At 55.0% G+C, this 22,042-nt stretch carries 19 protein-coding genes and 2 tRNA genes; 6 read left to right on the top strand and 15 right to left on the bottom strand.

Features of this window, described 5'->3' with window-relative positions:
* Nucleotides 1–271: 271 nt before the first annotated feature.
* Nucleotides 272–1,531: a transcription termination factor Rho gene (gene rho, locus IFU29_RS21430; protein ID WP_062749087.1), complete on the bottom strand. Its 1,260-nt coding sequence runs from the start codon at nucleotides 1,529–1,531 to the stop codon at nucleotides 272–274.
* 362 nt (nucleotides 1,532–1,893) lie between these two features.
* On the bottom strand, nucleotides 1,894–2,223 hold the full coding sequence (gene trxA, locus IFU29_RS21425) for a thioredoxin TrxA (protein ID WP_062749089.1): 330 nt from the start codon (nucleotides 2,221–2,223) through the stop codon (nucleotides 1,894–1,896).
* A gap of 130 nt (nucleotides 2,224–2,353) precedes the next feature.
* Between trxA and rhlB the strand changes: the two genes are divergently transcribed.
* Together rhlB and ppx are read left to right on the top strand one after the other, a co-directional pair.
* Nucleotides 2,354–3,646, top strand: a complete 1,293-nt coding sequence (gene rhlB / locus IFU29_RS21420) for an ATP-dependent RNA helicase RhlB (RefSeq protein WP_062749091.1) — start codon at nucleotides 2,354–2,356, stop codon at nucleotides 3,644–3,646.
* Between the two features lie 6 nt (nucleotides 3,647–3,652).
* Entirely contained in the window at nucleotides 3,653–5,137 is a 1,485-nt protein-coding gene (gene ppx / locus IFU29_RS21415) for an exopolyphosphatase (RefSeq protein ID WP_191935685.1), read from the top strand.
* 119 nt (nucleotides 5,138–5,256) lie between these two features.
* Here ppx and rep read toward each other — a convergent pair whose 3' ends face one another.
* Genes rep through IFU29_RS21400 form a run of 3 tightly spaced genes read right to left on the bottom strand, consistent with a single transcriptional unit; the run spans nucleotide 5,257 to nucleotide 8,951 of the window.
* Nucleotides 5,257–7,275 (bottom strand): DNA helicase Rep, encoded by a 2,019-nt coding sequence (gene rep, locus IFU29_RS21410; RefSeq protein ID WP_191935684.1) that lies wholly within the window; start codon nucleotides 7,273–7,275, stop codon nucleotides 5,257–5,259.
* Nucleotides 7,276–7,313: 38 nt separating this feature from the next.
* Nucleotides 7,314–8,129 (bottom strand): SDR family NAD(P)-dependent oxidoreductase, encoded by an 816-nt coding sequence (locus IFU29_RS21405; protein WP_191935683.1) that lies wholly within the window; start codon nucleotides 8,127–8,129, stop codon nucleotides 7,314–7,316.
* A gap of 18 nt (nucleotides 8,130–8,147) precedes the next feature.
* Nucleotides 8,148–8,951 (bottom strand): MoaF C-terminal domain-containing protein, encoded by an 804-nt coding sequence (locus IFU29_RS21400; RefSeq protein ID WP_244633770.1) that lies wholly within the window; start codon nucleotides 8,949–8,951, stop codon nucleotides 8,148–8,150.
* 196 nt (nucleotides 8,952–9,147) lie between these two features.
* On the opposite strand from IFU29_RS21400, the gene ppiC reads away from it, so the two are divergent.
* Nucleotides 9,148–9,429: a peptidylprolyl isomerase PpiC gene (ppiC, locus tag IFU29_RS21395; protein WP_062749101.1), complete on the top strand. Its 282-nt coding sequence runs from the start codon at nucleotides 9,148–9,150 to the stop codon at nucleotides 9,427–9,429.
* Between the two features lie 64 nt (nucleotides 9,430–9,493).
* On the opposite strand, the gene ilvC is transcribed toward ppiC, so the two are convergent.
* The gene (ilvC, locus tag IFU29_RS21390) at nucleotides 9,494–10,972 is read right to left on the bottom strand and encodes a ketol-acid reductoisomerase (RefSeq protein WP_191935681.1); all 1,479 of its coding nucleotides are present in this window, start codon (nucleotides 10,970–10,972) and stop codon (nucleotides 9,494–9,496) included.
* Between the two features lie 167 nt (nucleotides 10,973–11,139).
* Between ilvC and ilvY the strand changes: the two genes are divergently transcribed.
* On the top strand, nucleotides 11,140–12,021 hold the full coding sequence (gene ilvY, locus IFU29_RS21385) for an HTH-type transcriptional activator IlvY (protein WP_062749105.1): 882 nt from the start codon (nucleotides 11,140–11,142) through the stop codon (nucleotides 12,019–12,021).
* Here the strand turns inward: ilvY and ilvA are convergent.
* From ilvA to ilvL, 6 genes are all read right to left on the bottom strand, one after another.
* A complete protein-coding gene (gene ilvA / locus IFU29_RS21380) occupies nucleotides 12,018–13,562 on the bottom strand; it encodes a threonine ammonia-lyase, biosynthetic (RefSeq protein WP_191935680.1) in 1,545 nt (514 codons plus the stop codon). The genes ilvY and ilvA overlap by 4 nt on opposite strands.
* A gap of 5 nt (nucleotides 13,563–13,567) precedes the next feature.
* Nucleotides 13,568–15,418, bottom strand: a complete 1,851-nt coding sequence (gene ilvD / locus IFU29_RS21375) for a dihydroxy-acid dehydratase (RefSeq protein WP_191935679.1) — start codon at nucleotides 15,416–15,418, stop codon at nucleotides 13,568–13,570.
* 65 nt (nucleotides 15,419–15,483) lie between these two features.
* The gene (locus IFU29_RS21370) at nucleotides 15,484–16,410 is read right to left on the bottom strand and encodes a branched-chain amino acid transaminase (protein WP_191935678.1); all 927 of its coding nucleotides are present in this window, start codon (nucleotides 16,408–16,410) and stop codon (nucleotides 15,484–15,486) included.
* A gap of 18 nt (nucleotides 16,411–16,428) precedes the next feature.
* Entirely contained in the window at nucleotides 16,429–16,686 is a 258-nt protein-coding gene (ilvM, locus tag IFU29_RS21365; RefSeq protein WP_191935677.1) for an acetolactate synthase 2 small subunit, read from the bottom strand.
* Nucleotides 16,683–18,329 carry an acetolactate synthase 2 catalytic subunit gene (gene ilvG / locus IFU29_RS21360; RefSeq protein WP_191935676.1) on the bottom strand — a complete coding sequence of 549 codons (1,647 nt, stop codon included), beginning with the start codon at nucleotides 18,327–18,329 and terminating at the stop codon, nucleotides 16,683–16,685. Before ilvG ends, ilvM begins: the two co-directional genes overlap by 4 nt.
* 140 nt (nucleotides 18,330–18,469) lie before the next feature.
* A complete protein-coding gene (ilvL, locus tag IFU29_RS21355; protein WP_072277511.1) occupies nucleotides 18,470–18,568 on the bottom strand; it encodes an ilv operon leader peptide in 99 nt (32 codons plus the stop codon).
* A gap of 338 nt (nucleotides 18,569–18,906) precedes the next feature.
* On the opposite strand from ilvL, the gene IFU29_RS21350 reads away from it, so the two are divergent.
* Nucleotides 18,907–20,427, top strand: coding sequence for a YifB family Mg chelatase-like AAA ATPase (locus tag IFU29_RS21350; protein WP_191935675.1), 1,521 nt, complete (start codon nucleotides 18,907–18,909; stop codon nucleotides 20,425–20,427).
* Nucleotides 20,428–20,460: 33 nt separating this feature from the next.
* On the opposite strand, the gene IFU29_RS21345 is transcribed toward IFU29_RS21350, so the two are convergent.
* Nucleotides 20,461–20,799 (bottom strand): DUF413 domain-containing protein, encoded by a 339-nt coding sequence (locus tag IFU29_RS21345; RefSeq protein WP_062749119.1) that lies wholly within the window; start codon nucleotides 20,797–20,799, stop codon nucleotides 20,461–20,463.
* A 121-nt stretch (nucleotides 20,800–20,920) separates the two neighbouring features.
* Here IFU29_RS21345 and hdfR point away from each other — a divergent pair, with 121 nt between their 5' ends.
* A complete protein-coding gene (hdfR, locus tag IFU29_RS21340) occupies nucleotides 20,921–21,748 on the top strand; it encodes an HTH-type transcriptional regulator HdfR (RefSeq protein WP_062749121.1) in 828 nt (275 codons plus the stop codon).
* 130 nt (nucleotides 21,749–21,878) lie between these two features.
* On the opposite strand, the gene IFU29_RS21335 is transcribed toward hdfR, so the two are convergent.
* Together IFU29_RS21335 and IFU29_RS21330 are read right to left on the bottom strand one after the other, a co-directional pair.
* A tRNA-Trp gene (locus IFU29_RS21335) sits at nucleotides 21,879–21,954 on the bottom strand.
* Nucleotides 21,955–21,961: 7 nt separating this feature from the next.
* Nucleotides 21,962–22,038: transfer RNA gene (locus tag IFU29_RS21330), tRNA-Asp, on the bottom strand.
* Nucleotides 22,039–22,042 lie beyond the last annotated feature (4 nt).

The raw sequence follows: 22,042 nt of genomic DNA, 5'->3' as shown, positions 1-22,042 counted from the left end.
TGCTATGAATTGCATATTGTCATAAGCAATATTGATGCCAATAACACCTGCATGATTCTGATTTTATTCACCAGGACGGGAAATTTCATTTTCCCTGCCACCTGTCCTGTGCCGTTCTTTAGGTTTGTTCTCCCAGATCAGGATAGCCTATAGTCCAAAAACAAAAAACGCCACGACTAAGCGTGGCGTTACCCGAGTTTTGTACTTTTTATTGACTACGCTAACCTCTTAGAGCAATGAGATCATCGTCTTACTCGAAAAGCTGCACCGGTTATGAACGCTTCATCATGTCGAAGAATTCATCATTGGTTTTGGTCATTGCCAGCTTATTGATGAGGAATTCCATCGCGTCGATTTCGCCCATAGGGTGAATAATCTTGCGCAGGATCCACATCTTCTGCAGCTCTTCCGAGGTGGTAAGCAGTTCTTCTTTACGCGTACCAGAACGGTTGTAGTCAATAGCAGGGAACACGCGTTTCTCAGCGATTTTACGCGCCAGATGCAGTTCCATGTTACCTGTACCTTTAAACTCTTCGTAGATCACTTCGTCCATCTTCGAACCGGTATCAACCAGTGCGGTAGCGATAATGGTCAGGCTTCCGCCCTCTTCCACATTACGCGCAGCACCGAAGAAACGCTTCGGACGATGGAGGGCGTTGGCATCTACACCACCGGTCAGCACCTTGCCAGAAGCAGGAACCACGGTGTTATAGGCACGCGCCAGACGGGTGATGGAGTCCAGCAGGATGATCACGTCTTTTTTGTGCTCGACCAGGCGCTTGGCCTTTTCGATCACCATTTCCGCAACCTGTACGTGGCGGGAAGCAGGTTCGTCAAAGGTGGAAGCAATAACTTCACCTTTCACCAGACGCTGCATCTCGGTCACTTCTTCCGGACGCTCATCAATCAGCAGCACCATCAGCACACAGTCAGGATGGTTGTAAGCAATGCTCTGCGCAATATTCTGCAGCAGCATGGTTTTACCGGCTTTTGGTGGCGCAACGATCAGACCACGCTGACCACGACCAATCGGCGAAGCCAGATCCAGTACGCGGGCGGTCAAATCTTCGGTAGAACCGTTTCCTCGTTCCATGCGCAGACGGGAGTTGGCATGAAGCGGTGTTAAGTTTTCAAACAGGATTTTGTTACGGGCATTTTCCGGTTTGTCGTAGTTAACTTCGTTAACTTTCAGCAGCGCAAAGTAACGCTCACCCTCTTTTGGCGGTCGGATCTTGCCAGAGATGGAGTCACCTGTGCGGAGGTTAAAGCGGCGAATTTGGCTGGGGGAAACGTAGATATCATCGGGACCGGCGAGGTAGGAGCTGTCTCCAGAGCGGAGGAAACCAAATCCATCCTGCAATATCTCGAGTACGCCGTCGCCGAAGATGTCTTCGCCACTTTTTGCGTGTTGCTTAAGGATGGCGAAGATAATGTCCTGTTTGCGCAAGCGCGCCAGGTTTTCCAGCCCCATATTTTCGCCGAGAGTTATCAGCTCAGAAACCGGCGTATTTTTTAATTCGGTAAGATTCATAATGGTGGGTTCTTAAACTCGGGGTATAACTTGAACTGTTTGTCGTGAATGGTATGGCGAAAGATCCATGCCTGTTTAATTGGTTCTTGGTTCCGAAGTCCACTCGATGATCACGTGCAGGATAACGCAAATCTGGGACGAGGAGACGGTAAGGACAAGAAGCCGGAAATCAGTTGATACTAACCGTCAGATTGCTGAACGTCTGTAAGACTTTTGATGAATACTGTGTTCAACAAGGAGTAATTCTAAAGATTCAAACTACAGGTAAGTTCGTAGTGCAGTAGATTTAACTTAGCATGGTTAATGCCGGGCGTCTAGCGGTCAGCGAAAAATTCGAACCACCAGCCGCCGGCATGACCCGATTAGCCCAGGTTCGCGTTCAGGAACTCTTTGAGCTGACCTTTAGACAGTGCGCCGACTTTGGTCGCGGCCACTTCGCCATTCTTGAATAACAGCAGGGTTGGGATACCACGGATACCGTACTTCGGTGCCGTTGCTGGATTTTCATCGATATTCAGTTTAGCGATGGTGAGCTTGCCTTCGTACTCTACGGCCACTTCATCAAGAATAGGGGCGATCATTTTGCAGGGACCACACCATTCTGCCCAGAAGTCGACCAGCGTTAAACCTTCTGCTTTCAGGACGTCGGTTTCGAAGCTGTCATCGGTCAGGTGAACAATTTTATCGCTCATGTTTACTCCAGGGGATTATCTTTACCTTGGGTGTTGCATTAAGCAGCACTCAGGCTGAGTTTATTTCACTGCTTTTATTTCACCGGATAAGCTTTCGTAAAGCAATAGTAAGCTGATATTCTACCACACTATGAGCAAAACACACTTAACCGAACAGAAGTTTTCCGACTTCGCCCTGCACCCTCAGGTTGTTGAAGCCCTTGAAACTAAAGGGTTTCATAATTGCACGCCTATCCAGGCGCTGGCATTACCGTTTACGCTCTCCGGGCGTGATGTAGCAGGTCAGGCGCAAACCGGTACCGGCAAAACGATGGCGTTTCTGACGTCAACGTTCCATCATCTTCTTTCTCACCCTGCTCCGGAAGGTCGTCAGGTTAACCAGCCACGGGCGCTGATTCTGGCACCGACCCGTGAACTGGCGGTACAGATCCATGCGGATGCTGAACCGCTGGCGCAGGTTACCGGGTTGAAACTCGGTCTGGCCTACGGCGGCGATGGCTACGATAAACAGCTGAAAGTGCTGGAAAGCGGCGTCGATGTGTTGATCGGCACCACGGGTCGTTTAATCGATTACGCAAAACAAAATCACGTGAACTTAGGTGCCATCCAGGTGGTGGTGCTCGACGAAGCTGACCGCATGTTTGACCTCGGCTTCATTAAAGATATCCGCTGGTTGTTCCGTCGCATGCCTGCCGCTAACCAGCGCCTGAACATGTTGTTCTCTGCCACGCTGTCGTTCCGCGTTCGCGAACTGGCGTTTGAGAACATGAATAATGCCGAATACGTTGAAGTCGAGCCTGAGCAGAAAACCGGGCACCGTATTAAGGAAGAGCTGTTCTACCCTTCCAATGAAGAAAAGATGCGTTTACTGCAAACGCTGCTGGAAGAAGAGTGGCCCGATCGTGCGATCATTTTTGCCAACACTAAACACCGCTGTGAAGATGTCTGGGGCCACCTGGCTGCAGATGGGCACCGTGTCGGCTTGCTGACGGGCGATGTCGCGCAGAAAAAACGCCTGCGCATTCTGGATGATTTCACAAAAGGTGATATCGATATCCTGGTAGCGACCGATGTTGCGGCACGCGGCCTGCATATTCCTGCGGTCACGCACGTGTTTAACTATGACCTGCCGGATGACTGCGAAGACTACGTACACCGTATCGGTCGTACCGGTCGTGCAGGGGCCAACGGTCACTCTATCAGCCTTGCCTGTGAAGAGTACGCGCTCAACCTGCCGGGTATCGAAGAGTACATCGGTCACAGCATTGCTGTCAGCCGCTACAACAGCGATGCGTTGATGAGCGATCTGCCACCGCCAAAACGTTTAACCCGTAATCGTTCTGGTAATGGTCCGCGCCGTGGTGGCAATAATAACCGCCGCAGCAGTGCACCGCGTAATCCTAACCGCAAACGTTCAGGTTAAGCCACCATGCTGAGTGCATCATCACTTTATGCTGCGATCGATTTAGGATCTAACAGCTTTCATATGTTGGTGGTGCGCGAAGTGGCTGGCAGTATCCAGACCATCGCCCGCATCAAGCGGAAGGTACGTCTTGCTGCTGGCCTCGATGCCGATAATCATCTTTCTGATGAGGCAATGGAACGAGGCTGGCAGTGTCTGCGGTTGTTTTCTGAACAACTGCAGGATATCCCCCCAGAACAAATCCGCGTGGTGGCGACCGCCACCCTGCGTATCGCAACCAATGCCGATAGTTTCCTGACGAAAGCAAAGACAATCCTTGGCTGTCCGGTGAATGTCATCAGCGGCGAGGATGAAGCACGTCTTATTTATCAGGGTGTTGCCCATACGACCGGCGGTTCTGACAAACGACTGGTAGTCGATATCGGTGGTGGCAGCACCGAACTGGTTACGGGCAAAGGTTCGCAGACCACCACCCTGTTCAGCCTGTCGATGGGCTGTGTGACCTGGCTGGAGCGCTTCTTTGCCGATCGTTACCTGGGCAAAGAGAATTTCGAACAGGCGGAACAGGCGGCCAGAGCCATGATCCATCCGATTGCGGATGCCTTACGTGAGCAGGGCTGGCAGGTGTGTGTGGGGGCTTCAGGCACCGTGCAGGCGCTGCAGGAAATTATGATGGCGCAAGGCATGGATGAGCGCATCACGCTCAGCAAGCTGGAGCAGTTGAAGCAGCGCGCCATCCAGTGCGGCAAACTGGAAGAGCTGGAAATTGAAGGTCTGACCCTTGAGCGCGCGCTGGTGTTTCCCAGTGGCCTGTCTATTCTGATCGCCATTTTTACCGAGTTGAATATCAGCAGTATGACACTGGCCGGGGGCGCACTGCGTGAAGGTCTGGTGTACGGGATGCTGCACCTTCCGGTGGATCGCGATATCCGCAGCCGCACACTGCATAACGTTCAGCGCCGTTTCGCGATCGATCCTGAACAGGCCAATCGCGTTTCTCAGCTGGCTGACAGCTTTGCCCGCCAGGTCAGCCAGGTGTGGAAGCTGGATGATCGCAGCCGGGAGCTGCTGGAAAGCGCCTGTCTGATCCATGAGATTGGCCTGAGCGTGGATTTCCGTCAGGCCCCGCAGCATGCGGCCTATCTGGTGCGCCATCTTGACCTGCCCGGCTTCACGCCGGCACAGAAAAAGTTACTGGCCACGCTGCTGCAAAATCAGGTGAATGGCATCGATCTGGCGCTGTTAAGCCAGCAAAATGCGGTTCCCCCACGGGTTGCCGAACGCCTGTGTCGGCTGCTGCGATTAGCCATCATCTTCGCCAGCCGACGCCGGGATGACAGACTGCCCGCTGTACGTTTGCTGGCTAATGAAGATGATCTTACGCTGACACTGCCGTCAGGCTGGATGGAAGCCCACCCGCTGCGTGCTGAACTGCTGGGGCAGGAAGTACACTGGCAGAGCTACGTACACTGGTCGTTGGTGATCAACTGAACTCCCGGTGATGCGGCGTTAAACCTGTCACATCACAGGATGATTACCGTTATGCCAGCGCCGTCATGAGGGGATTTTTCCCAACCAGACCGATGTTTGCTGGTCTGGCTGATTAATGCCTACTTCTTCGCTTTTGCCAGCTGCGCACGGAGACTGGCCAGATGGCTCTGGCCCTTTTGCATGCGCTCTTCCGCACTGATGACCTTACGCTCACTTTCCCACTGTAAGTCGTCCTGCGGCAGTTCCAGCAGGAAACGGCTTGGCTCCGGGCGGATCACCTCACCGTACTGGCGGCGTTCACGGCACAGCGTAAACGTCAGCTCCTTCTGCGCACGCGTAATGCCTACGTACGCCAGACGGCGCTCTTCTTCCACATTGTTTTCATCAATGCTGCTCTGATGCGGTAACAAGCCCTCCTCCATCCCCACCAGATAGACGTAGGGAAACTCCAGACCTTTGGACGCATGCAGCGTCATCAGCTGTACCTGATCGGAATCTTCATCACTTTCTCCCCGCTCCATCATGTCGCGCAGGGTAAAGCGAGTCACCACCTGGGTCAGCGTCATGGCTTCGTCGATATCACTACCTTCCAGCATCTCCGTCATCCACTGGAACAGGGTATTGACGTTTTTCATCCGCATCTCAGCGGCCTTCGGACTGGCAGAGGTTTCAAACAGCCAGCTTTCATAGTCGATGCCGCGGATCAAATCACGCACCGCCGCCACCGGCTCACGTTCAGCCAGCCGGGCAATCTCCTGCAGCCAGTGCGTAAAACGCTGCAGCGACTCCAGCCCGCGTCCGGTCAGCGTCTGCTCCAGCCCCATATCAAAACTGGCGTTAAACAGGCTTTTGTTACGCTGCGTGGCCCAGTCGCCCAGCTTCTGCAGGGTAGCGGAGCCGATCTCACGCCGGGGCGTATTCACAATACGCATAAACGCACTGTCGTCGTCAGCATTGGTCAACACGCGCAGGTAAGCCAGCAGATCTTTGATCTCCGGACGCGAGAAGAACGAGGTGCCACCTGAGATACGATACGGGATACGGTTCTGCATCAGCATCTTTTCAAACACCCGCGACTGATGGTTACCGCGGTAGAGGATGGCGTAATCTTTATACGCCGTTTTATTAATAAAATGATGGGCGATCAGTTCCCCGGTCACACGCTCTGCCTCGTGATCTTCATGGTTCGCCGTGACCACTTTCAGCTCGGTACCGTAACCCAGCTCGGAAAAGAGCCGTTTTTCAAAAACGTGCGGATTATTGGCGATCAGGATATTCGCCGCCTTCAGAATACGCCCGGAGGAACGATAATTCTGCTCCAGCTTGATCACCTGCAGCGCCGGAAAGTCCTCCTTCAGCAGCACCAGGTTCTGTGGGCGTGCCCCGCGCCAGGAGTAGATTGACTGGTCATCATCCCCCACTACCGTGAAGCGCGCCCGGTTACCCACCAGCAGCTTCACCAGCTCGTACTGGCTGGTATTGGTATCCTGATACTCATCCACCAGCAGATAGCGAATACGCTGCTGCCAGCGCTCCCGTACTTCCAGGTTACGCTGGAACAGCAGTGTAGGCAGCAGGATAAGATCGTCAAAATCCAGCACGTTGCACGACTTCAGATGCCGGTCATACAGCCCGTAGCAGTGAGCAAACAGCTTATCGCGGTCGGAAACGGCACTGGCTGCGGCACGCGACGGATCCATCAGATCGTTTTTCCAGTTTGAGATCGTTGAGATCAGCTGTTGTAGCAGCGTTTTATCATTTTCCAGCCACTCTTCCGTCAAATCTTTAAGCAGTGCCAGCTGATCCTGATCGTCAAACAGCGAAAACTTCGCTTTCATCCCCAGCGCGGCATATTCACGCTTAATCACCTCGAGCCCCAGGGTATGGAAGGTGGAGATCATCAATCCACGCGCCTCTTTACGCCCCAGCGTCTGCGCCACGCGCTCTTTCATCTCGCGTGATGCTTTATTGGTAAAGGTGACCGCCGCAATATGGCGCGCCTGATAGCCACATTCGCGGATCAGGTGGGCGATTTTGTTGGTAATCACTCGCGTTTTACCCGAACCGGCACCTGCCAGAACCAGGCAGGGCCCGGTGACAAATTCGACGGCATGTTGCTGACCAGGATTAAGACGCATATGAGAGATTCCGGGAATAAAACAGGCGTGCAGTATAACTAAAGTTTCCCTTCCTGTGGCGGGGAAAAACTTAACGTCGGCAAATCAACAATGTGCGCCCCTCCATCCACCACCAGTGTGGCTCCCGTGATATAAGACGCTGCGCTGGACAGTAAAAACGTGACGGCACTGGCGATCTCTTCGGGGTCTGCAGGCCGCCTGAGCGGCAGGTCTTTTGTCACCTCCTGCCAGGCTCGCCTGTTGGTCGGGTCCCATCCGCGCTTTACCGAGAGCTGCCGCATCTCCTCCTCAGCCATCGGTGTACGCGTCCAGCCGGGACAAACAGTATTGACCCTTACCCTATACGCACCGTAATCCCGTGCCAGCGATTTAGTCAGACCGATCAGGGCATGTTTAGTGACTGTATAGCCTGCCACGGCTGGCCCGGCGAAAAGCCCGGCCAGCGATGAGACAATCACCATACTGCCGCCCCGCGAGGTTAACCATGGAAGCACCTCCCGCGCGGTAACAAAAGCGCTGTTAAGGTTGTTGTGCAGGCTCTGCTGCCAGGCGGCATCGTCCGTTTCCCCCAGTCGCGAGAAACCGTGGCCACCTGCATTGGCCACCAGCATATCCACTCCGCCAAAATGGTCGGCAACCTGCGCGACTGCCCTGGCGGCACCCTGAGTGTCTGCCATATCGGCCGCCACCGGGAAGACATCGCACTCTTCTGCCATTGCCTTGAGCGGAGCGGGCCTCCTGCCCGTTATCGCCACCCGGGCACCCTCCGCCACCAGCATGTTTGCCGTTGCCGCACCGATACCACTGCCACCACCGGTGATCAGCACCACTTTGTCTTTCAGCCCGGTCTCCATGTGAACGTGTCCTTAAGGTTAAAATGGCGTCACGCCAGCGGGATAACAGTTAAAACTCATTTTGCTGATCATTGCGCCTGCCGGGCGGATCTGTACTTCGCCGGAGGCCGTTATGCCCATAAATATCCCGGTACACCGGCAGGACTGATAATCGAAGAAAAACACCGAACAGACCGGAATGATTTTTTCGCGGAAGGTGAAAAGGTACATATCGGGTTCAAATTTATAGTAGGTCGCGTAATCCATATCGCCATGGCCAAACTGCTCACCGCGCAGGTTCTGCCAGGCATAGCGCTGGCTGTTGACGTAAAAGTGCTCGTAGTAGTGGTGGGGGCTGTAGATATTCAGCGTACGGTAGCCTATCAGCTCTCGGGTCAGCTGAGGTTCAAAGCCGGACGGGGTCTGTGCCCCCACCGCGCCCGTATAAAATTGCTGGCTGAGCCGTGAGCCTCCCTGTGTCTCCTCTGCGGGCAGGATAGTACAGCGTACCACCAGCGCTCTGGCGGTCGTGGTATTTATCACCAGCGCCACGCTCTGCATGGCAGACAGCGGAAAGCTGAAGAAATAACGGCCTTTGGATACGCACACCTCGTCGACGGGTGCCTTGCCCTCTTCTCCGCCCCAGTGCCACGTAAGCCGGTGTTGGACGGCGGCCGTATGAAAACTCAGTTGTAAAACACTACCATCATTCAGTGCCAGGTCGAGCGTCTTACCCGCCCAATGGCGCGTGGACGGCAGGCGGTTGATATCAATGCCCCGTGAAAAATCATCATAGTTTTTCCAGCCTGGTTCCGCTAAAGGGCTCAGTACAGATGCGTTCATGCTCATTCTCCTTTTCTCGTCAAGAACGGTTTTGAGTCTATAAAACAGGAGGAGGAAGGAACGTGAAGTGAGAGGGTAAAATTCGCATTAACACATCGGAAAGCATCCAATGACAATCTCGCACCAGGCGCATTGAGCAGGTATAGTAGGCGCCATCCGGGCTACGGCCTGACCGTCGATAATTTTGGAGAACAACATGGCGAAGATGGCTGCAGCACTGCACATTCTGGTAAAAGAAGAAGCGCTGGCAAACGATCTGTTAGCACAGCTGAAACAGGGTGCTGACTTTGAAAAGCTGGCAAAAAAACATTCAACCTGCCCGTCAGGCAAGAAGGGCGGTCACTTAGGTGAGTTCAAACAGGGTGCGATGGTACCGGCCTTCGATAAGGTGGTCTTCTCCTGCCCGCTGATCGAGCCGCAGGGCCCGCTGCATACCCAGTTTGGTTACCACATCATTAAGGTCCTGTACCGTAATTAAAAAAAAGCGCCTGAGGGCGCTTTTTTTTGGGCGGAGCATTCATCCGCCCCGGCGTGCAGAAGCATTAACCCGCGACGGCGATACGCTTCATGTCGGTCATGTAGCCACGCAGTTTACGGCCAACGGTTTCGATGTCATGGTGGCGAATGGCTTCGTTCACATCACGCAGCTGCGCGTTATCAACCGTGGTTGTGGTGTTAACCGCTTTGCCCAGATCGCCGGCCTGCAGCGTGGTCATGAACTCTTTCAGCAGCGGTACGGCGGCGTAAGAGAACAGGTAGTTACCATATTCAGCGGTATCCGAGATCACCACATTCATTTCATACAGGCGCTTACGCGCGATGGTGTTGGCAATCAGCGGCAGTTCATGCAGTGATTCATAGTAAGCCGACTCTTCGATGATACCGGCAGCCACCATGGTTTCGAATGCCAGCTCAACGCCAGCTTTCACCATGGCAATCATCACGACGCCCTGGTCGAAGTAATCCTGCTCGGCGATTTTACCTTCAAACTGTGCCGCGGTTTCAAATGCTGTTTTACCGGTCTCTTCGCGCCATCCCAGCAGTTTCTTGTCGTCGTTTGCCCAGTCAGCCATCATGCCGGAGGAGAATTCGCCGGAGATGATGTCATCCATATGCTTCTGGAACAGCGGAGCCATAATGGTTTTCAGCTGTTCAGACAGGGCGAAAGCACGCAGTTTTGCCGGGTTAGACAGACGATCCATCATCAGGGTGATGCCACCCTGCTTCAGCGCTTCGGTGATGGTTTCCCAGCCGAACTGAATCAGTTTTTCTGCATAAGGCGCGTCGGTGCCTTCAGCAACCAGCTTGTCAAAACACAGCAGAGAACCGGCCTGTAACATGCCGCACAGGATAGTCTGCTCACCCATCAGGTCAGATTTCACTTCAGCCACGAAGGACGACTCCAGCACGCCCGCACGGTGACCGCCGGTTGCCGCAGCCCAGGCTTTCGCGATCGCCATGCCTTCGCCTTTCGGGTCGTTTTCAGGGTGAACGGCGATCAGCGTCGGTACGCCGAAACCACGTTTGTACTCTTCACGAACTTCCGTCCCCGGGCACTTCGGTGCAACCATTACCACGGTGATGTCTTTACGTACCTGCTCACCCACTTCAACAATGTTGAAGCCGTGTGAGTAACCCAGCGCAGCGCCATCTTTCATCAGCGGCTGAACGGCCTGAACCACCGAGGTGTGCTGCTTGTCTGGCGTCAGGTTAACCACCAGGTCTGCCTGCGGGATCAGTTCTTCATACGTCCCGACTTTGAAGCCGTTTTCGGTCGCTTTACGCCATGAGGCACGTTTCTCAGCAATCGCTTCGGCACGAAGAGCGTAAGCAATGTCCAGACCGGAATCGCGCATATTCAGCCCCTGGTTCAGGCCCTGCGCACCACAGCCAACGATGACGACTTTTTTACCTTTCAGGTAGCTGGCTTCATCCGCGAATTCATCACGAGCCATAAAGCGACATTTACCTAATTGCGCCAGCTGGTTGCGCAGGTTCAAAGTGTTGAAATAGTTAGCCATGGGGTACTCCGTATGAGGTTGTGTTCGCATTATTGTTTATTGTCTGGGGAGATAATTTCCTGCCCCTGAATAGACCTTATCATATGACAGGAAATGCGTTGCTGAAATTGATATATTAACAACGTGATATTGCACTTTTTGCAACGTAATGATGAGGCCTGACTCTGATGGATCTTCGTGACCTGAAACTGTTTCTCCATCTGGCTGACAGCCGCCACTTCGGACGAAGCGCACGCGCCATGCACGTCAGTCCTTCAACGCTTTCACGGCAGATCCAACGGCTGGAAGAAGACCTGGGCCAGACGTTGTTTCTGCGCGATAACCGTACCGTCACGCTGACCGATGCTGGAGAACGCCTGCGGCAGTTTGCCCAGCAGACGCTGCTGCAGTATCAGCAAATGCGCCACGCCATGGGCCAGAACGGCCCGTCACTCAGCGGCGAACTCCAGCTGTTTTGTTCAGTGACCGCCGCCTATAGCCATCTTCCCCCTATTCTCGATCGTTTTCGCGCCGAGCACCCGCTGGTCGAAATCAAATTAACCACCGGTGATGCCGCCGATGCGGTGGAAAAAGTACAGACTAACGAAGTCGATATTGCCATTGCCGGACGGCCGGAAACGTTACCCGCCAGCATCGGCTTTATGCCGCTCGGGCTGATCCCGCTGGTACTGATTGCCCCGGCGTTGCCCTGCCCGGTGCGTACGCAGGCGACGCAGGCACAGCCTGACTGGGCGCAGATCCCGTTTATTTTGCCCGCGCAGGGGCCGTCAAGGCGGCGTATCGACCTCTGGTTCCGTCACCGTCATATCGCTAATCCACAGATATACGCGACGGTGGCAGGCCATGAGGCGATTGTTTCGATGGTGGCACTGGGCTGCGGCATCGCACTGCTGCCGGATGTGGTGCTGGAGAACAGTCCGGAACCGATTCGTAACCGTATCCTGGAGCTGGAAGATGTCGAGATGGTCGCGCCCTTCGAGCTGGGCGTTTGCGTACAAAAAAAGCGGCTCAGTGAGCCGCTTATTGATGCGTTCTGGAAGCTACTCTAACCCGCGAGGAAGAAACGGAAAGCCGGGTTGCTGGTTTCATCATGGAAATCATAGCCCAGCGCCGTCAGATGCTCTTCAAACCGGGGTTCACTGTCACTCAGCTCAAATGCCGCCAGTACGCGACCGTAGTCGGTACCGTGACTACGATAATGGAACAGGGAAATATTCCAGTGCGTACCCAGCGTCTGCAGGAAACGCAGCAGCGCACCGGGGGCCTCAGGAAATTCAAAGCTGAACAGCCGCTCACGCAGGGGTTTGGATGGACGCCCCCCGACCATATAGCGTACGTGCAGTTTCGCCATCTCATCGTCAGACAGATCCACCACCTTGTAACCGCCGTCGGACAGTAGCGCCAGAATTTCCTCGCGTTCAGGCAGTCCACGCGTCAGCCGCACGCCGACAAAGATGCAGGCTTCATCGGCATTGGCATAACGATAGTTGAACTCTGTGACTGAACGGCCACCCAGCAGCTGACAGAATCGCAGGAAACTGCCCTGCTGCTCGGGAATGGTCACCGCCAGCAGCGCTTCACGTTGCTCTCCCAGCTCACAACGCTCAGAGACATAGCGCAGTCCGTGGAAGTTGACGTTCGCACCGGACAGCACGTGAGCCAGACGCTCCCCCTCAATCTGATGCTGCTGGATATACTTCTTCATCCCCGCCAGCGCCAGCGCGCCGGAAGGCTCCGCCACCGCACGCACGTCATCAAAGAGATCTTTCATCGCGGCGCAGATGGCATCGCTGTCGACGATGACAATGTCGTCAAGATACGCCTGGCAGAGACGGAAGGTTTCGCTGCCGATCCGCTTCACCGCCACGCCTTCGGCAAAAAGCCCGACGCGTGGCAGATCGACCGGATGCCCGGCGTCGAGCGCAGCCTTCAGGCAGGCAGAATCTGCAGCTTCCACCGCGATTACTTTGATTTGCGGCATCAGCTGTTTGATCAGCACCGCCACGCCGGCCGCCAGCCCGCCGCCGCCCACCGGCACAAAGACGCGGTCCAGATGAGCATCCTGCTGTAACAGTTCCATGGCCAGCGTACCCTGCCCGGCAATCACCATCGGGTGGTCGAACGGCGGCACGAAGGTATAGCCCTGCTGCTCAGAAAGCTCGATGGCTTTGGCTTTGGCCTCGTCAAAGTTGGCCCCAAAGAGATAAACCTCACCGCCAAACGCCCGCACCGCATCCACCTTGATATCTGCCGTTGCCACCGGCATCACAATCAGGGACTTAATCCCCAGCTTAGTGGATGACAGCGCCACGCCCTGGGCATGGTTACCGGCTGACGCCGTAATCACCCCACAGGCTTTCTGCTCTGCACTAAGCCCGGCGATCATCGCGTAGGCCCCGCGCAGCTTAAAGCTGTGGACCGGCTGGCGGTCCTCACGTTTCACCAGAATGGTGTTACCAAGGCGCGCAGAGATTTTTTCCATCTTCTGCAACGGCGTGACCTGTGCAGCTTCGTACACCGGAGCACGCAGGACGGCGCGCAGATACTCCGCGCCGCTGGGCTGGTCGGATAGCGGTTGAGATTCAGCCATGTTGGTTAGCCTCCCAGCTTACTCTTATCACGGACGGCGCCTTTGTCAGCGCTGGTTGCCAGGGTGGCATAAGCGCGCAGCGCGAAGGAAACCTGACGCTCACGACCGTGTGGCGTGTAGGCCTGATCGCCACGTGCATCTTCTTCCAGACGACGGGCAGCCAGTTCATTCTCTGGCACGTCCAGCTGGATGCCGCGTTGTGGAATATCAATATTGATGATATCGCCGTCTTTCACCAGCGCGATGGTGCCGCCGCTGGCCGCTTCCGGAGAAGCGTGACCGATTGACAGCCCGGAGGTGCCGCCAGAGAATCGTCCATCGGTGATCAGCGCACAGGCTTTACCCAGTCCCATCGATTTCAGATAGGTGGTCGGATAGAGCATTTCCTGCATGCCCGGCCCCCCTTTAGGCCCCTCATAGCGGATCACGACCACGTCACCTGCCGCTACTTTACCGCCGAGGATGGCAGCAACGGCATCGTCCTGGCTTTCATAGACTTTCGCCGGACCGCTGAACACCAGGCTGCCTTCATCAACGCCTGCGGTTTTAACGATACAGCCGTTTTCAGCAATGTTGCCGTACAGAACTGCCAGACCGCCGTCCTGACTGAAGGCGAACTCGCGGGAACGAATACAGCCTTCCTGACGATCGTCATCCAGGGTGTCCCAGCGGGTGTCCTGCGAGAAAGCCTGGGTCGTACGAATGCCCGCCGGACCGGCACGGAACATTTTTTTCACGGCTTCATCTTTGGTCAGCATGATGTCGTACTGATCCAGGGTTTCACGCAGGCTCAGGCCGAGGATGTTACGCACGCTATTGTCCAGCAGCCCGGCACGATCCAGCTCACCGAGGATCCCGAGGACGCCACCGGCGCGGTGCACGTCTTCCATGTGGTACTTCTGGGTGCTTGGCGCCACTTTGCACAGGTGTGGTACCAGGCGTGACAGGCGATCGATGTCAGAGATATCAAAATCGATTTCCCCTTCCTGAGCGGCGGCCAGCAGGTGCAGAACAGTGTTAGTTGAACCACCCATCGCGATATCCAGCGTAATGGCGTTTTCAAACGCGGCTTTGCTGGCAATGCTGCGCGGCAGCGCGGTTTCATCATCCTGCTCGTAGTAACGCTTAGTCAGAGCAACAATACGACGCCCCGCATTGAGGAACAGCTCTTTACGATCGGCATGAGTCGCCAGCAGTGAACCGTTACCCGGCTGAGACAGACCCAGCGCTTCGGTCAGACAGTTCATCGAGTTAGCTGTGAACATGCCGGAGCAGGAGCCGCACGTCGGGCAGGCAGAGCGTTCAATCTGGTCACTTTCTGCATCGCTGACGTTAGGGTTTGCGCCCTGAATCATCGCATCGACGAGATCGAGTTTAATGATTTTGTCGGACAGCTTGGTTTTACCGGCTTCCATCGGGCCGCCGGAAACGAAGATCACCGGGATATTCAGGCGCAGGGACGCCATCAGCATCCCCGGGGTGATTTTGTCGCAGTTAGATATACACACCATGGCATCCGCACAGTGTGCGTTGACCATGTACTCCACGGAGTCAGCGATCAGCTCACGCGACGGCAGAGAGTAGAGCATCCCGCCGTGGCCCATGGCGATCCCATCATCCACGGCAATGGTGTTGAACTCTTTCGCCACGCCGCCTGAGGCTTCAATCTCCTCGGCAACCAGCTTACCCAAATCGCGCAGGTGAACGTGACCCGGCACGAACTGGGTAAAGGAGTTAACGACGGCAATGATCGGCTTACCGAAGTCATCATCGGTCATTCCTGTGGCGCGCCACAGGGCACGGGCACCAGCCATATTACGGCCGTGGGTGGTAGTGGCGGAACGATACTTAGGCATGCTCTTTACTCCAGAAATCAGATAGTGCGCGGGCGTCAACTGACGCCCGCGAAAAAACATTATTGTTATGGGTTAACTGGATCCAGCCAGCCCCATTTGTCTTCCGTCTCACCCGTGAACAGGCCAAAGAAAGCAGACTGAATGCGTGCGGTGACCGGGCCGCGTTTGCCTTCGCCCACCTGGATCCCATCAACGCTGCGTACCGGAGTGATCTCCGCAGCAGTGCCTGACATAAAGACTTCGTCAGCCAGGTACAGAGACTCGCGCGACAGCACCTGCTCACGCACTTCAATCCCCATATCCTGCGCCAGTTTGATGATGGCGTCACGCGTAATTCCTGGCAGGGCGGAAGAGGTAAACGGCGGGGTAAACAGGATCCCGTCCTTCACTTCGAACAGGTTTTCACCAGCACCTTCAGAGATGTAACCCTGCGTATCCAGCGCGATCCCTTCCTGATAACCGTGACGGCGCGCTTCGCTACCGACCAGCAGAGAGGACAGATAGTTACCGCCCGCTTTCGCTGCAGTGGGCAGCGTATTCGGGGCCACACGGTTCCATGAAGAGACCATCGCATCGATACCCTGCTCCAACGCTTCAGCCCCGAGGTAAGCTCCCCACGGGAAAGCGGCGATGATGATGTCTGTTTCATAACCCTCAGGCGGGTTCACGCCCAGGCCGACGTCACCCACGAACACCAGTGGACGGATGTAAGCGCTTTTCAGGTTGTTTTTGCGCAGCGTAGCACGGCAGGCTTCCATCAACTCATCAACACTCAGGCTGACCGGGAAACGGTAGATTTTTGCAGAGTCACGCAGACGCTGCATATGTTCACGATGGCGGAAGACTACTGGCCCTTTGTGCGAGTCATAGCAACGTACGCCTTCAAAAACAGACGTGCCGTAGTGCAGCGCATGGGACATCACGCTGACCTTCGCGTCTTCCCATTTCACCATCTCGCCATTGAACCAGATAAAGTCTGCTTTCTTCGTCATTCTCGTTTCCTTGCGCGCTTATGCGCGGATTTGTTGTGTTGTTTGCTGTTGGATCTGAACGCAAGCCACATCCATTAATTTACTCAACTGCGTTGACAGTAAATCGACGGAGCGCTGGCTGGCAACGGTCATCTCAATATTAATGTTGTCGGTATTCACCCGCGAGGCCATGTGCATTGAGCACACCTGGAAGCCACGATGGCGCACAACCCGCAAAATGCGTTCCAGTATTTCCGGGCGGAAGCGCGCTTCTATAGACAATTGATGCTGTTTCATGAGGTTTTCTCCATCATATTTTCATTGCTGGCACCCGGCGGTACCAGAGGCCAGACGTTCTCATGCTCGTCAATGGCGACGTGGAGCATGTAAGGCCCTTCACTGTGGAGCAAAGCGTCTAATGCGGCATCGACCTGATCTTTACGGGTAATACGCTGGCCGGGAATGCCAAAGGCACTCGCCAGGATGAGAAAGTCCGGGTTATCTGAAAGGTTGGTTTCGCTGTAACGCTCCTCAAAAAACAGCTGCTGCCACTGACGTACCATGCCCAGCCGCTGGTTATCCATCAGAACGATTTTCACCGGCAGCTGTTTGCGCTTAACGGTACCCAGTTCCTGCACGTTCATCATGAATGAACCATCGCCGGAGACGCAGATCACGGTGTCATCCGGGCGCGCCACCTGGGCACCAACGGCGGCAGGCAGGCCGAAGCCCATGGTGCCCAGCCCGCTGGAGGTGATGAAATTTTCCGGGCGATTAAAGCTCATGTGCTGGGCAGCCCACATCTGGTGCTGACCGACATCAGTGGTCACTACCGCGCTCTGAGGTTTGCGGTCTGACAGCTGTTTCAAAAACAGCGGCGCAAAGATCGCCTCTCCCGGGTGATCGTAACGCCAGCCGTGGTCTGCTTTCAGCGCTTTCACGTCTTCGCGCCAGGCGGCGATATCAACCGGCTGATACAGGTCGGGCAGCAGTTTATTGAGATCGCCCTGCAAGCCCACATGCGCCCGGCGCAGTTTATGCAGCTCTGCCGGGTCGATATCCAGATGGATAACGCTGGCATGCGGGGCAAAAGTATCCAGCTTGCCCGTTACGCGGTCATCAAAGCGGGCACCGACGGCGATCAGCAGGTCACACTGCTGGACGGCCAGGTTGGCAGCCTTCGTGCCGTGCATGCCGAGCATGCCCAGATAGCACGCATCTTCGGCATCGGGCGTACCCAGCCCTTTCAACGTTGCCACCGTCGGAATGCCGGTCTCTTTGGCAAAAGCCCGTAAAGCATGAACGGCATTCGCCATTCCCACGCCGCCGCCGACATACAGAATCGGTTTCTTCGCCTGGGCTAGCAGGCTGCGCGCCTGCTGCAGTTCAGCATGGGGATGAGCCATTTCCTGGCCGACCGGCAGCAGATGGGCGACCAGATCGCCGCTGGCTAACTGGATATCTTTAGGGATATCCACCAGAACCGGGCCGGGACGGCCAGACTGTGCAATGGCGAAAGCTTCTGCCATCACCATAGGAAGTTCATCAAGGGACTCTACGAGGAAGCTATGTTTGGTGCAGGCCAGCGACAGACCCAGGACGTCTATTTCCTGAAAAGCATCCGTTCCCATCACAGCAGACGACACCTGTCCGGTGATGGCCACGATCGGCACGGAGTCCAGCATGGCATCAGCAAGACCGGTGATCAGATTCGTCGCACCTGGCCCGGAGGTGGCGATACAGACCCCCACTTTTCCCGTTGCACGTGCGAAGCCGATAGCGGCCATCGCGGCACCCTGCTCATGGCGGCACAGTAGATGTTCGACTCCGCCGTCGTAGAGCGCGTCATAGACCGGCATAATTGCTCCACCCGGGTAGCCGAATACCGTTTCGACTCCCTGTGCACGCAAAGCTTGAACCACCCACTGAGCACCATTCATAGTTATTCCCCCGCCTCTCGCTGGGAACAACAGCATTTTATGCTACTGTTCATATTCTGTTCCTCTGTCGTTGATACCTTGCCAAAAAAAAACCCCCGGACCTTTCGGTGCGGGGGTTCTTTCGAAATCAGGCTTGATTTTTAAGCCTTTCTTTCTCCGAGCGTAGCCCCGCACGGCGTGATAATAATCACGACGACGTTAATAACGACTAGGCTAATGACTCGTAGAAGGGCTTTCATTTAGATTCTTTTCATTCACTTGTTCGAAGTAATGCCTACAGAGTTATCACAGTTATTAGCTTTAATTCAACTTTTTTCATCATTTTATTTTATGACGTCGGACGCAGATCTAAAAAAAACTTTTGTTATTCAGTCGATAAGAAAAAAATGAATCTTTTTCATCAGTCACGCAGTGTGACCATTTTATTTTCTCTGTCTGCATTTTCGCGCCTGCCCGCAACACAATGTCGCTGACTGTTGAACGCGGCAATCATCTTCAGACAGGCTGCACAAATCGCCAATCGGCTTCTCGCCATCCCCCTTCTCCTGTCGCAGAGTTGGCACTACAAGGAGAGTTTATGTCGCTATCTGTCGTGTTTACCCGCGCCGCACTGGGCATCCAGGCCCCTCAGGTGTCGGTAGAAGTTCACCTCAGCAATGGGCTGCCGGCACTTTCGCTGGTTGGATTACCGGAAACCACGGTGAAAGAGGCCCGCGACCGTGTACGCAGCGCCATTATCAACAGTGGTTTCACTTTTCCGGCAAAGCGGATCACCGTTAATCTCGCCCCCGCTGACCTGCCTAAAGAGGGCGGCAGGTATGATTTGCCCATCGCTATCGCTATCCTCGCCGCCTCAGAGCAGATTCCGGCGAATAAACTTTCATGTTATGAATTTCTCGGCGAACTGGCGCTAACGGGCGCGCTGCGCAGCGTACAGGGCGCTATTCCGGCGGCGGTTGCTGCTCTGGAATGTGGGCGGCAGTTGATACTGTCTGCGGAAAATCAGAATGATGTCGGATTGATCCAGCATGGGGAGAGCCTGGTAGCAACCTGTCTGCTGGAGGTGTGTACCTTCCTGCACGGCAAAGGGAGGCTGGAATCGGCACAGTGTCAGCCACCGTCGTCACCCCCTATGTCGGGCGATTTAAATGAAATTATTGGTCAGCATCAGGCCAGGCGGGCGCTGGAGATCACGGCCGCAGGGGGACATAATCTTTTACTGATCGGCCCGCCGGGAACAGGGAAAACAATGCTGGCCTCCCGCCTGTGTGGGCTGATGCCGCCTCTAAGCGATCGTGAGGCCCTGGAGAGCGCCAGCGTAGCCAGTCTGGTGGGTAGCGGGGACCTGCACCGTCAGTGGCGTCAGAGGCCGTTTCGTTCCCCTCACCACAGTGCATCGCTCTATGCACTGGTCGGCGGCGGATCGCTGCCTAAGCCGGGGGAAATTTCGCTGGCGCATAACGGTATCCTTTTCCTCGATGAACTCCCGGAGTTTGAACGCCGGGCGCTGGATGCGCTGCGAGAACCCCTTGAGTCCGGAGAGATCAGCATTTCCCGGGCGCGGGCAAAAATAACCTATCCGGCACGCTTCCAGCTGATCGCCGCCATGAACCCCAGTCCGACAGGTCACTACACCGGACAACATAATCGCAGCTCACCCCGGCAGACGCTGCGCTATCTCAGCCGCCTGTCGGGCCCGTTCCTTGACCGCTTCGATCTTTCCCTTGAGGTCCCCTTGCTGCCTCCGGGTACGCTGAGCGGGCAGCCACGTGGCGGGGAATCCAGTGAACAAGTACGCGAGCGGGTGTTGAGGGCACGACAGCGCCAGCTGGAACGCAGTGGCAAAGTGAATGCGGTAATGAGCAACCACGACATCCAGGCTTGCTGTACACTTACGCCAGCGGATGCAGAATGGCTTGAGCAGGTACTGGTGCAGCTCGGGCTGTCAGTGCGGGCGTGGCAACGGATCCTCAAGGTAGCGCGTACGATTGCCGATCTGGCAGGGGATAATGCGGTCAGTCGGGAACATTTGACTGAAGCGATAAGCTATCGTGCTATTGACCGCCTGCTGATCCACCTGCACAGCAACCTGGCGTAGCAGACATGAAAAAGGGGCCGAAGCCCCTTGATCTTAATCGTCACTATCCGTGTAGTCTTCAACCCCTTCCATCTGCGGCTTGCCGCCGGAAAGAGTATGGAAACGCTTAGGACGTTTAATGCGGGTCATGTATTTTGACCAGACTTTTTCTGCCTCGGTTTGCGGCTCACGCACGCCCCGGCACACCTCAATGAACAGACGCTCTTCTTCTGTACCCGGCTCACGCTTTGCCAGGTCCAGTTCGTTAAAAGCGTAACCATAACGCTCAAGAAGTTGGGCTTCTTTGATGGTGAAATCACCGTGACGGGAGAACCCGCGAGGGTAATGTTTGTTATCAAAAAAACGATTCGTTGTTGCGAAGCTTTCCGCCATTTTACACGCTCCTAACTCTTTTATGGCCGTGCTATTTATGGCGCGGAGTATTAGATAGGCTTGACAGAGTGTAAAACAAAACATTTAAATCATAACGACAAATGTTTTTTAGGAGATGGATGTGGATACGGAATTACTGAAAACCTTTCTTGAAGTGAGCAGAACTCGCCACTTTGGACGTGCAGCGGAAGCACTCTATCTCACGCAATCTGCTGTCAGTTTTCGCATCAGACAGCTTGAAAACCAGCTGGGAGTGAGCCTGTTTACCCGCCATCGTAACAACATCAGACTGACGTCTGCCGGGGAACGCCTGCTGCCCTATGCAGAGAGTCTGATGAGCACGTGGCTAATGGCCAAGAAAGAGGTGGCGCACACGCAGCAGCATCATGAGCTGTCGATCGGTGCCAGTGCGTCACTATGGGAGGCTTACCTGACACCGTGGCTTCAGACGCTGTATGAGAACCGGGAAAGCCTGCATCTCGAAGCACGTGTGGCACAGCGTCATTCCCTGGTTAAACAGCTGCATGAGCGTCAGCTTGACCTGCTGGTGACGACGGAGGCTCCTAAAATGGACGAGCTAAGCAGTCAACAAATCGGCCATATCTCCCTGACGCTGTTCCGATCGCGAAAATCGGAGAAAAAAGAGAAATATGACTACATTAAGCTGGAATGGGGCGCTGATTTTCACCAGCATGAAAGCTATCTGGCCGGTGCCGATGATGTGCCGGTACTGACGACGACCTCCGCACATTTAACGCGACAACTTCTGCATACCACGGGGGCCTGTGCCTTCTTACCGGATGTTTGGGGTAAAGAATACAGCGATCTTTTAGTGATCCCTGATACTGCTGTCGCTTCCAGACCCCTGTATGCGGTGTGGTTACAAAACAGCGATCAGCAGGCACATATCCGTCAATTAATTAAGTTTCCGGTGAATGTCAGAGCGTAATTAGCTGAAATAAGCAGCAAAAAAGGCCAGCCTGCTGGTCTTTTTTTATGCATTTGGCGGAGTAACGGTGAAAATGGCAGGAATTTTAGACAAAAAAAATCCTTTGCCGAAGCAAAGGATTGTTTTTATTTGGCAGGGGCGGAGAGACTCGAACTCCCAACACCCGGTTTTGGAGACCGGTGCTCTACCAATTGAACTACGCCCCTAAAAGGGTGGCGGAACGGACGGGGCTCGAACCCGCGACCCCCTGCGTGACAGGCAGGTATTCTAACCAACTGAACTACCGCTCCACCG

The organism is Erwinia persicina (genome assembly GCF_014838825.1).
GTDB lineage: Bacteria > Pseudomonadota > Gammaproteobacteria > Enterobacterales > Enterobacteriaceae > Erwinia > Erwinia persicina_A.
This window is presented reverse-complemented; position numbering and strand designations above follow the sequence as displayed.

Excerpts from the sequence above, each read along its gene's own strand:
- IFU29_RS21370 (WP_191935678.1), bottom strand. The coding sequence starts at position 16,410 with ATGACGAAGAAAGCAGACTTTATCTGGTTCAATGGCGAGATGGTGAAA.
- ppx (WP_191935685.1), top strand. The coding sequence starts at position 3,653 with ATGCTGAGTGCATCATCACTTTATGCTGCGATCGATTTAGGATCTAAC.
- ilvL (WP_072277511.1), bottom strand. The coding sequence starts at position 18,568 with ATGAAAGCCCTTCTACGAGTCATTAGCCTAGTCGTTATTAACGTCGTC.
- ilvA (WP_191935680.1), bottom strand. The coding sequence starts at position 13,562 with ATGGCTGAATCTCAACCGCTATCCGACCAGCCCAGCGGCGCGGAGTAT.
- IFU29_RS21405 (WP_191935683.1), bottom strand. The coding sequence starts at position 8,129 with ATGGAGACCGGGCTGAAAGACAAAGTGGTGCTGATCACCGGTGGTGGC.
- IFU29_RS21345 (WP_062749119.1), bottom strand. The coding sequence starts at position 20,799 with ATGGCGGAAAGCTTCGCAACAACGAATCGTTTTTTTGATAACAAACAT.
- ilvG (WP_191935676.1), bottom strand. The coding sequence starts at position 18,329 with ATGAATGGTGCTCAGTGGGTGGTTCAAGCTTTGCGTGCACAGGGAGTC.
- IFU29_RS21400 (WP_244633770.1), bottom strand. The coding sequence starts at position 8,951 with ATGAACGCATCTGTACTGAGCCCTTTAGCGGAACCAGGCTGGAAAAAC.
- ilvM (WP_191935677.1), bottom strand. The coding sequence starts at position 16,686 with ATGAAACAGCATCAATTGTCTATAGAAGCGCGCTTCCGCCCGGAAATA.
- rep (WP_191935684.1), bottom strand. The coding sequence starts at position 7,275 with ATGCGTCTTAATCCTGGTCAGCAACATGCCGTCGAATTTGTCACCGGG.
- ilvC (WP_191935681.1), bottom strand. The coding sequence starts at position 10,972 with ATGGCTAACTATTTCAACACTTTGAACCTGCGCAACCAGCTGGCGCAA.
- ppiC (WP_062749101.1), top strand. The coding sequence starts at position 9,148 with ATGGCGAAGATGGCTGCAGCACTGCACATTCTGGTAAAAGAAGAAGCG.
- rho (WP_062749087.1), bottom strand. The coding sequence starts at position 1,531 with ATGAATCTTACCGAATTAAAAAATACGCCGGTTTCTGAGCTGATAACT.
- trxA (WP_062749089.1), bottom strand. The coding sequence starts at position 2,223 with ATGAGCGATAAAATTGTTCACCTGACCGATGACAGCTTCGAAACCGAC.
- ilvD (WP_191935679.1), bottom strand. The coding sequence starts at position 15,418 with ATGCCTAAGTATCGTTCCGCCACTACCACCCACGGCCGTAATATGGCT.
- IFU29_RS21350 (WP_191935675.1), top strand. The coding sequence starts at position 18,907 with ATGTCGCTATCTGTCGTGTTTACCCGCGCCGCACTGGGCATCCAGGCC.
- ilvY (WP_062749105.1), top strand. The coding sequence starts at position 11,140 with ATGGATCTTCGTGACCTGAAACTGTTTCTCCATCTGGCTGACAGCCGC.
- rhlB (WP_062749091.1), top strand. The coding sequence starts at position 2,354 with ATGAGCAAAACACACTTAACCGAACAGAAGTTTTCCGACTTCGCCCTG.